Here is a 9,735-nt window from a genome sequence, read left to right on the forward strand (position 1 = left end):
GCCCGACTCCATTACCTTTGAACCTAAGACTTTCCTATCGGAATAATGATAAATATCGAGGGCTTCATGTCTATTACCTTACCAACACAGTCAACCATGCTCACGTCGGACTTTATCTTTGGCGTCGCCACCGCTTCCTTTCAAATAGAAGGCGCCACCCAAATCGACAATCGACTGCCTTCTATCTGGGATACTTTTTGCGCCACACCAGGCAAGGTCAAGGGCGCCGATAACGGAGACATCGCCTGCGACCATTACCACTTATGGGAGCAAGACATCCAGTTGATTAAAGACCTCGGTGTCGACGCCTATCGACTATCGATTGCTTGGCCTCGCGTTATGGACAAAAACGGTGAAGCCAATCAAGCGGGGTTGAATTTTTATCGCCAACTACTGAAAAAACTCAAGGCGGAAGGGCTGACCGTCTTTGTGACGCTTTACCACTGGGATCTCCCACAGCACTTAGAAGACAAAGGCGGCTGGCTTAACCGCGAAACAGCCTACCGATTCAAAGACTACGCAGACCTTGTTACCCAAGAATTGGCCGAGTGGGTAGACAGCTGGGCCACTTTTAACGAACCTTTCTGTGCAGCCATTCTAGGCTACGAACTGGGCATTCACGCACCGGGGTTGAGCAAACCTGAATACGGACGACAAGCGGCTCATCACATTTTGCTGGCACACGGTTTGGCATTGCCTGTCATTCGAAAAAACGCGCCAGCGTCCCAAGTTGGCATCGTACTTAATATGAACCGCTCCTACGCTGCCAGCGAAAAAGCCGAAGACCAATTTGCTTGTTTGATGCGCGACACCTTGGACAACCAATTTTTTATCGAGCCTCTGATGACGGGCCAGTATCCGCAGATTCTAAAAACCGTCGCACCGCACTATTTTCCCATGATTTTGCCAGGTGATATGGACATTATTTCCCAGCCAATTGATTTCTTAGGCATGAACTTTTACACCTGCAACCATAATGCCTATGATGCCGATCAGCTATTTAAAAACGTGCCCAACGCAGCCCCTGTTGAATATACCGACATCGGCTGGGAAATTGCTCCTCATGCGTTCACCGAGCTACTGGTTACCTTGAACAAGCAATATTCGCTGCCGCCAATGTACATCACCGAAAATGGTGCGGCTTGTGCTGACCACATTATTGATGGCGAAATCAACGACGATCAGCGGGTTCGTTATCTAGAGGGCCATCTCAATGCCGTCCATCAAGCCATAGAAGAAGGCGTGGATATTCGTGGGTATTTCGCTTGGAGCTTAATGGATAACTTTGAATGGGCTGAAGGCTACAGCAAACGCTTTGGCCTCACTTACGTCGATTACCAGACACAAGAAAGAACCATCAAACGCAGTGGTCACGCTTATCGCGCGCTATTGAATAGTCGCAAGCCTTAGCAAAGCTCGAACAGCAGCACAGAAAAACGCCCGATACTCTCACATCGGGCGTTTTTTCCGTTACTTCAAATGACCGGCATTATGAAGCTCCCTGTCTTTTTCTGCTGGAGGAACCCATTGGTATTGCCACGTTTCCGTGAGTGGCTGCCCATTCGCCTCTAAATACACACGCAAGTTAATCGGCTTCGATTCCCCGTTCGGTGGCACCAAATCAAACATAGCGCGGTAGCCATTAATGGAATGCAATGGACGGGCCGATTCAATTTCAACTCGCCCTTCGGACGATGTAATTACCGCTTTCACCTCTGTGTCTCGACCCAGCATAGACAAAGAACCACCGGCAAAATCGATCACAAAACGTTTGCTGTAATACTGGCGCTTTTTACCAATTACCCCACCAATACCAGTAAAAGTATCCACTACACGAGCACGGTTCGATTGCACCGGAGGGTGGCTCCCCCAATACATATTGTAGCTGTAGAGCAGTTCTTGGCCAGCTTCGACCGGTGCCGCGGGGTTCCAAAATGCGACAATGTTATCGAAAGTCTCATCCAGTGTCGGAATTTCCACCAACTGCACTGACCCCTTACCCCAGTCTCCTAGCGGTTCAATCCACAAGCTTGGGCGTTTCTCGTAGAAGACACCATCATCTTGGTAATGATCGAAGTGGCGATCACGCTGTAACAAACCAAAGCCTTTTGGATTGCTATCACTGTACGCATTAAATTGTAGGTTGGCCGGATTACCGAGCGGTCGCCAGATCCATTCGCCATTGCCTGTTTGCATTGCAAGACCGTCGGAGTCATGAATCTCAGCCCGCCAATCATAATTCGTTCGACGATCATTTTCGCCAATCATAAACATACTGGTCATGGGAGCAACGCCCAAACGCTCAACCGATTTACGGGGATAAATAGCAGAGTCGACTCTCATTTTAAACGGTTCGCCCGGCGTCATATCAAAGCGATACGCCCCCGTCACACTGGGAGAGTCCATCAATGCGTATACGGTCACCACATCAGAACCTGTGGCTGGCTTTTCTAACCAAAAGTGAGTGAATACTGGAAACTCTTCAGGACGAGGCAACGCAGTATCGATCGCCAAGCCTCGTGCAGAAAGCCCATACTGCATTTCACTGCCGACAGCACGGAAATAGCTCGCCCCTAAAAACGCGACAACATCACGCTGCCAATCCGTCGCAAATTGCATTCTAAACCCCGCAAAACCTAGGTCTTCGGGAAGCTTACTCGCATCAACGTTGGATTTACCGTAACGAAACTCTGAAGGCATATACGGGATCGGTGTCGACTTGCCTTTTTCAAGTTCATACATATGAATAGGGGTATCAAAGCCCAAACCTAGGTGAAACAGCTCGGTACGAAATTTCGAGTGTTGATCTCGCCACAATGCCGCGTCTTTATTGAACTGTATTTCTTGGTAGTCATCCCAATCCAAACGCTGCAAACTGTCAGGTAACTCACCTTGCTGGCTCTGATAAGGCGACGTCGCCAATTGACGCGCATACCCTTTTAACCAAGCATAACTGAACGCCTCACCGTCTTTGGGTTGAACCGGGTCAACGGTGGCGCAAGCGGTGACACTAAACAACACACTTAGCGCTAATAATGACCGGCTCGCACAATGACGAAAACGCGTTAGCACATGTGTTTTTCGGGGTTCTTGTTGTTCCTTTAACCCGTCAAAATTGTTGTCCTTCATGGACGCTGAAAAACAATGAGAAAGCATACAAATAAACTCTGTCTGATAATGATTTGACGCCTATATTAGCGAATTTAAGCGTCAGCAAGTGTTGAGATAGAGTAAACATTTAATACTTTTAAGCAGAGAATTCGGGCTGAAACCTGACATAGTTTATTTCAAGAAAGACAACGACACACTCGGTCATAATATAGGCGACCAACTTCTATTAACGCTGGCGGACAGAATGCGGGCGCTAGTTGGCGATCTTGGCTACGTTGCGCGACAAGGGGGGGATGAATTCATGATTCTATTACCCACTGATCATGAAGCCGACTTAATCGAAAAAACGAATACCATTAAAGACGCGTTATGTTCACGCTACAACATCGATCAGCATGAGTTTTTTATCACGCCTTCTATCGGTGTGAGTTTGTACCCAAGAGATGGAACAGACTTCGACACGCTATACCAACAAGCAGACACGGCTATGTATCATGCAAAACACGCGGGTAGAAATAGGTTCGCCTTCTTTACTGAGAAAATGCAAGCCACATCGACACGAGCACTTACCTTAAGCAATGCATTGCATGACGCGCTAGAACAAAATGAATTTTCATTACACTATCAACCACAAGTGTCTCTTATTTCTGGCAAAGTCATTGGAGCGGAAGCGCTCATTCGATGGCATAGCAAAAAACTCGGTCACGTAAGCCCAGGGGAGTTTATCCCCTTAGCCGAAGAAAGTGGACAAATCTTAGCCATTGGTGAATGGGTAGTACGTACCGCTGTGCGCCAAATACAGCAGTGGATAGAAGCGGGAATTACACCAGTCAGAATTGCCGTTAATTTGTCCTCTGCCCAGTTTCAAGTCGGTGATCTTCCAAAAACGACCATCAAAATACTAAACGAATATCGGATTCCAGTCGAATATTTAGAGCTCGAGCTTACCGAACGCATTGTAGCGAAAGACCCTGAACATACGGTGATTATTCTAGAATCTCTACAAGAGCTCGGCATACGCACCTCCATTGATGACTTTGGGACGGGGTACTCTTCTCTGAGCTACCTCCAACGTTTTTCCGTTTATAAACTCAAAATAGACCAATCTTTTGTCCGTAACATGACAACCAACACCAACGATCAAGTCATCATCGGCACCATCATTCTGCTTGCCCAACAACTTGGTATGACCACCATTGCTGAAGGCGTGGAAACAAAAGCACAATTAGACATGCTCAATAACATTGGTTGCGATGATATTCAGGGCTATTACATCAGCCGTCCAATTCCAGCGGAAGCGTTTAAAAAAGCCTATTTAGAAAATAAACAGCGCATCATCGCCGTTGATGACTAAACCCATACAGGCTGAGCGAATCGACTTAATCGCGCTTTAGACTTTCTGGCACTTGGACCAACTTGCCTATAAAATCCTTCGCAATAAAACCTCAAAGAGAATCGACTATGAAAAATGCTATTTTAGGCGTTCAGATGCTGTTTGTTGCATTTGGCGCTCTGGTACTTGTGCCACTGCTAACTGGGCTAGATCCCAACGTTGCACTTTTTGGTGCTGGCGTCGGAACGCTATTGTTCCAAATCACCACTCGTCGTACCGTGCCAATTTTCCTTGCCTCGTCATTTGCTTTTATCGCCCCCATTATGTACGGCGTTCAAACATGGGGTATTCCTGCAACCATGGGTGGTTTAATCGCAGCAGGTTTTGTCTATGTCATTCTAGGTGGGGTCATTCGCCTGAAAGGCGCAGGCTTTATTCACACCATATTACCACCCGTTGTTATTGGCCCAATCATTATGGTAATTGGCCTTGGGCTAGCACCCGTGGCTGTCAATATGGCGCTAGGCAAAGCGGGAGACACTCAAGTTATCGATGCCAATATTGCTATATGGATTGCCCTTGCCTCATTACTAACCACAATTTTAATTAGCGTCTTTGCCAAAGGCTTATTTAAACTCTTACCTGTTTTTGGGGGGATTATCGTTGGTTATGTTCTGAGTTTATTCTTCGGCATAGTCAATTTTGATCCTATCTACAATGCAGCATGGTTTGCTATGCCAAACTTTAGCGCGCCTGAATTTAACATTAATGCGATCTTGTTCATGCTGCCAGTTGCTATTGCCCCTGCGGTTGAACATGTTGGCGATATCCTATCTATCTCAAACGTAACAGGAAAAGACTACCTTAAAAAGCCAGGTTTGCATCGCACTATCACAGGCGACGGTGTGGCAACCATGGCTGCTGCAATGGTTGGCGCGCCACCAAATACAACCTACAGCGAAGTAACAGGCGCCGTCATGCTCACCAAAGCATTTAACCCCGTCATCATGACATGGGCAGCAGTTGCAGCCATTGTCCTAGCGTGGGTTGGTAAATTAGGGGCGGCTCTACAGACCATTCCACTACCAGTTATGGGTGGCATCATGATTCTTTTATTTGGGTCTATTGCCGCAGTGGGACTTAACACCTTGATTAAGAATCAAGTAGACCTTCATAAGTCTCGAAACTTAATCATCGTAGGCGTCACCTTGGTATTTGGTATTGGTGGTATGGCCTTCGGCATTGGTGAGTTTAGCCTTCAAGGCATCAGCCTATGCGGCATTGTGGCAATTACACTGAACTTAATCTTACCCAAAGACATCGGCGACAATCACATTGTTGATAACGCCCAAATAGAAGACTAGTATTTCTAATGAAACGTCCTAAATGAAAACGGCCCTATTTGGGTCGTTTTCATTGACTAAGCTAGCATAGGATAAGTGAAGAAAAGGAAATGCAGTCCATTCAAGATAAAATGACACAAGATCGCGTATTCAATTCTTTTAGTTAGATAATAAACGCCACCGTAGCCTAGACCAGCGACACTCGCCACAATCGCATACTCCACTCCGCCACCCATGTGAGCGATACCAAAAAGCATTGCCGACACAATAGGAGCCACCCAAATACAGGTCTTTCCCGCTAACCAGATTGATAGCTCTCTTTGCAAAAAACCTCGAAAGAAGGCCTCTTCAGCAACACACGTAAATAACAAATTAATACCAAGGAAAGCCAGCCAGAAATTCGGCAACTTAACGTCAAACTGAATCAGCCCTAACACCAGAGCCAAACCCAAGGCCAAACATGGTGTCATAATCAGCACCATTACTGCCCTTCTAGGTTGTTGCAAAGCCTGAAAGTATCCGATTGTAACCTGTCCTTTAAAAAAGTAGCCCAATAAGAACAAGCCAACCAACCCTTTATCAAAATTCGCATACAAACTAAAAGGTCTTCCATCAACACTCACAACATGATCCTGCACCATAACCTGATTTGTAAAGCCAGGTAACAAATGCATTGCCAAAGTGAGGGATAGGATAGCAAATGCACAGACTGCTGCTCTTCGAAGCCATACTGAATGCGTTTTTAACGAAGCAAATAACAAACTCGTATAAACCAAGACAACAAGTACCCCTTGGACACTCAAAACGTCATCCATAAAGCCAGAAAAAACCGCCAGTAAACAACAAACACACCACAGTGGCGCTTTTATAGCAGGAAGCTTATAAGGCACAAAAACCAATAAAATAGACAAACCAAGTAAGTAAAAGGGCACAACAACCTCAATAGGAATAGAGAAAAGGTGCCGAATAGTACATTTCGACCTATCTAGAAGAAAGCTCTATTTTTGTAGCGGTCATTAGAAGAGGAGTAGGCTAGGTTGAAGTAACATTGATGACCGCCCATAATGAAAAAACCCCACCCTGCATAGCAGGATGGGGTTTCTCTTTGTTTAAAGCTTGACGACGACCTACTCTCACATGGGATCTCCCACACTACCATCGGCGATGGCGCTTTTCACTTCTGAGTTCGGGATGGGATCAGGTGGTTCAACGCCTCTATGACCGTCAAGCAATTCGTTTTGCGTTTGTTCTGAGCTGCACTGTGTTGTGCGCTGACCTTTTAAGGTTAGCTTGACTCAAAACACGCGAATACGTGCTTGGATCTTTAACAATTCATTTTGAAATAGTGATAACCAAGTATCAAACCGATGCTCATCATTGCTGATGTTGTATCGTATCTGTGTCTTTGTCATTTTGATGATCTTGAGCTTTCACTCTCTTCATCTAAAACCACTTTGGTGTTATATGGTCAAGCCTCACGAGCAATTAGTATTGGTTAGCTCAATGCCTCACAGCACTTACACACCCAACCTATCAACGTCCTAGTCTCGAACGGCTCTTTAGGGGACTTATGTCCCAGTGAGATCTTATCTTAAGGGAGGCTTCCCGCTTAGATGCTTTCAGCGGTTATCCCGTCCGAACATAGCTACCCGGCAATGCCACTGGCGTGACAACCGGAACACCAGAGGTTCGTCCACTCCGGTCCTCTCGTACTAGGAGCAGCTCCTCTCAAATCTCAAACGTCCACGGCAGATAGGGACCGAACTGTCTCACGACGTTCTAAACCCAGCTCGCGTACCACTTTAAATGGCGAACAGCCATACCCTTGGGACCGGCTTCAGCCCCAGGATGTGATGAGCCGACATCGAGGTGCCAAACACCGCCGTCGATGTGAACTCTTGGGCGGTATCAGCCTGTTATCCCCGGAGTACCTTTTATCCGTTGAGCGATGGCCCTTCCATACAGAACCACCGGATCACTAAGACCTACTTTCGTACCTGCTCGACGTGTCTGTCTCGCAGTTAAGCGTGCTTTTGCCTTTACACTCTATGCATGATTTCCGACCATGCTGAGCACACCTTCGTGCTCCTCCGTTACTCTTTGGGAGGAGACCGCCCCAGTCAAACTACCCACCACACAGTGTCCTCGATCCGGATTACGGACCTGAGTTAGAACCTCAAACATACCAGGGTGGTATTTCAAGAGTGGCTCCATGCAAACTGGCGTCTGCACTTCAAAGCCTCCCACCTATCCTACACAAGTAGGTTCAAAGTTCACTGTGAAGCTATAGTAAAGGTTCACGGGGTCTTTCCGTCTAGCCGCGGATACACAGCATCTTCACTGCGATTTCAATTTCACTGAGTCTCGGGTGGAGACAGTGTGGCCATCGTTACGCCATTCGTGCAGGTCGGAACTTACCCGACAAGGAATTTCGCTACCTTAGGACCGTTATAGTTACGGCCGCCGTTTACTTGGGCTTCGATCAAGAGCTTCGCTTGCGCTAACCCCATCAATTAACCTTCAAGCACCGGGCAGGCGTCACACCCTATACGTCCACTTTCGTGTTTGCAGAGTGCTGTGTTTTTAATAAACAGTCGCAGCCACCTGGTATCTTCGACCGACTAGTGCTTACGGAGCAAGTCCTTCACACCGGCCGGCGTACCTTCTCCCGAAGTTACGGTACCATTTTGCCTAGTTCCTTCACCCGAGTTCTCTCAAGCGCCTTGGTATTCTCTACCTGACCACCTGTGTCGGTTTGGGGTACGGTTCCTGCATATCTGAAGCTTAGAAGTTTTTCCTGGAAGCATGGCATCAACCACTTCGCCCAAAAGAGGGCTCGTCATCAGTTCTCGGTCTTAAAAGGGCCCGGATTTGCCTAAGCCCTAAACCTACCGCCTTAAACACAGACAACCATCGCTGTGCTGGCCTAGCCTTCTCCGTCTCTCCATCGCAATATGCACGAGTACAGGAATATTAACCTGTTTCCCATCGACTACGCATTTCTGCCTCGCCTTAGGGGCCGACTCACCCTGCCCTGATTAACATGGGACAGGAAACCTTGGTCTTCCGGCGGGGGAGTTTTTCACTCCCCTTATCGTTACTCATGTCAACATTCGCACTTCTGATACCTCCAGCCTGCCTTACAGCTTGACCTTCAACGGCTTACAGAACGCTCCTCTACCATGCCTAGTAAACTAAGCATCCGTAGCTTCGGTGGCCAGTTTGAGCCCCGTTATATCTTCCGCGCAGGCCGACTCGACTAGTGAGCTATTACGCTTTCTTTAAAGGATGGCTGCTTCTAAGCCAACCTCCTAGCTGTCTAAGCCTTCCCACATCGTTTCCCACTTAACTGGCACTTTGGGACCTTAGCTGACGGTCTGGGTTGTTTCCCTTTCCACGACGGACGTTAGCACCCGCCGTGTGTCTCCCGTAATTGCACTCATTGGTATTCGGAGTTTGCATGGGGTTGGTAAGTCGGGATGACCCCCTAGCCCAAACAGTGCTCTACCCCCAATGGTGAGATACGAGGCGCTACCTAAATAGCTTTCGAGGAGAACCAGCTATCTCCGAGCTTGATTAGCCTTTCACTCCTATCCACAAGTCATCCCCAGCCTTTTCAACGGATGTGGGTTCGGTCCTCCAGTTAGTGTTACCCAACCTTCAACCTGCTCATGGATAGATCGCCCGGTTTCGGGTCTATTCCCAGCAACTAAACGCCCTATTAAGACTCGGTTTCCCTACGGCTCCACTAAACGCTTAACCTTGCTACTGAAAATAAGTCGTTGACCCATTATACAAAAGGTACGCAGTCACGGAACAAGTCCGCTCCCACTGCTTGTACGTACACGGTTTCAGGATCTATTTCACTCCCCTCACAGGGGTTCTTTTCGCCTTTCCCTCACGGTACTGGTTCACTATCGGTCAGTCAGGAGTATTTAGCCTTGGAGG

Annotated in this window: 5 protein-coding genes and 2 rRNA genes (1 of these 7 only partly in view); 3 read left to right on the plus strand and 4 right to left on the minus strand. The window is 47.5% G+C overall.

What is annotated here, in order from left to right; all coding sequences use genetic code 11:
- Nucleotides 1–66 precede the first annotated feature (66 nt).
- Entirely contained in the window at nucleotides 67–1,410 is a 1,344-nt protein-coding gene (locus AABA11_RS15740; protein WP_338269357.1) for a GH1 family beta-glucosidase, read from the plus strand.
- A 60-nt stretch (nucleotides 1,411–1,470) separates the two neighbouring features.
- Here AABA11_RS15740 and AABA11_RS15745 read toward each other — a convergent pair whose 3' ends face one another.
- Nucleotides 1,471–3,156, minus strand: a complete 1,686-nt coding sequence (locus AABA11_RS15745) for an OpgD/OpgG family glucan biosynthesis protein (RefSeq protein WP_265727210.1) — start codon at nucleotides 3,154–3,156, stop codon at nucleotides 1,471–1,473.
- Between the two features lie 121 nt (nucleotides 3,157–3,277).
- On the opposite strand from AABA11_RS15745, the gene AABA11_RS15750 reads away from it, so the two are divergent.
- Both AABA11_RS15750 and AABA11_RS15755 read left to right on the plus strand, forming a co-directional pair.
- Complete coding sequence (locus tag AABA11_RS15750) at nucleotides 3,278–4,465, plus strand: putative bifunctional diguanylate cyclase/phosphodiesterase (protein ID WP_338269701.1); 1,188 nt, start codon at nucleotides 3,278–3,280, stop codon at nucleotides 4,463–4,465.
- Nucleotides 4,466–4,572: 107 nt separating this feature from the next.
- Nucleotides 4,573–5,808: a uracil-xanthine permease family protein gene (locus AABA11_RS15755; RefSeq protein WP_265727208.1), complete on the plus strand. Its 1,236-nt coding sequence runs from the start codon at nucleotides 4,573–4,575 to the stop codon at nucleotides 5,806–5,808.
- Between the two features lie 56 nt (nucleotides 5,809–5,864).
- On the opposite strand, the gene AABA11_RS15760 is transcribed toward AABA11_RS15755, so the two are convergent.
- From AABA11_RS15760 to AABA11_RS15770, 3 genes are all read right to left on the minus strand, one after another.
- Complete coding sequence (locus tag AABA11_RS15760; RefSeq protein WP_338269360.1) at nucleotides 5,865–6,719, minus strand: CPBP family intramembrane glutamic endopeptidase; 855 nt, start codon at nucleotides 6,717–6,719, stop codon at nucleotides 5,865–5,867.
- A 182-nt stretch (nucleotides 6,720–6,901) separates the two neighbouring features.
- Nucleotides 6,902–7,016, minus strand: a 5S ribosomal RNA gene (gene rrf / locus AABA11_RS15765).
- A 235-nt stretch (nucleotides 7,017–7,251) separates the two neighbouring features.
- Nucleotides 7,252–9,735 (minus strand): 23S ribosomal RNA (locus AABA11_RS15770) (it continues 406 nt past the right edge of the window).

The sequence above is a fragment of the Marinomonas pontica genome (assembly GCF_036322735.1).
In the GTDB taxonomy this organism is placed as follows: Bacteria; Pseudomonadota; Gammaproteobacteria; order Pseudomonadales; family Marinomonadaceae; genus Marinomonas; species Marinomonas pontica.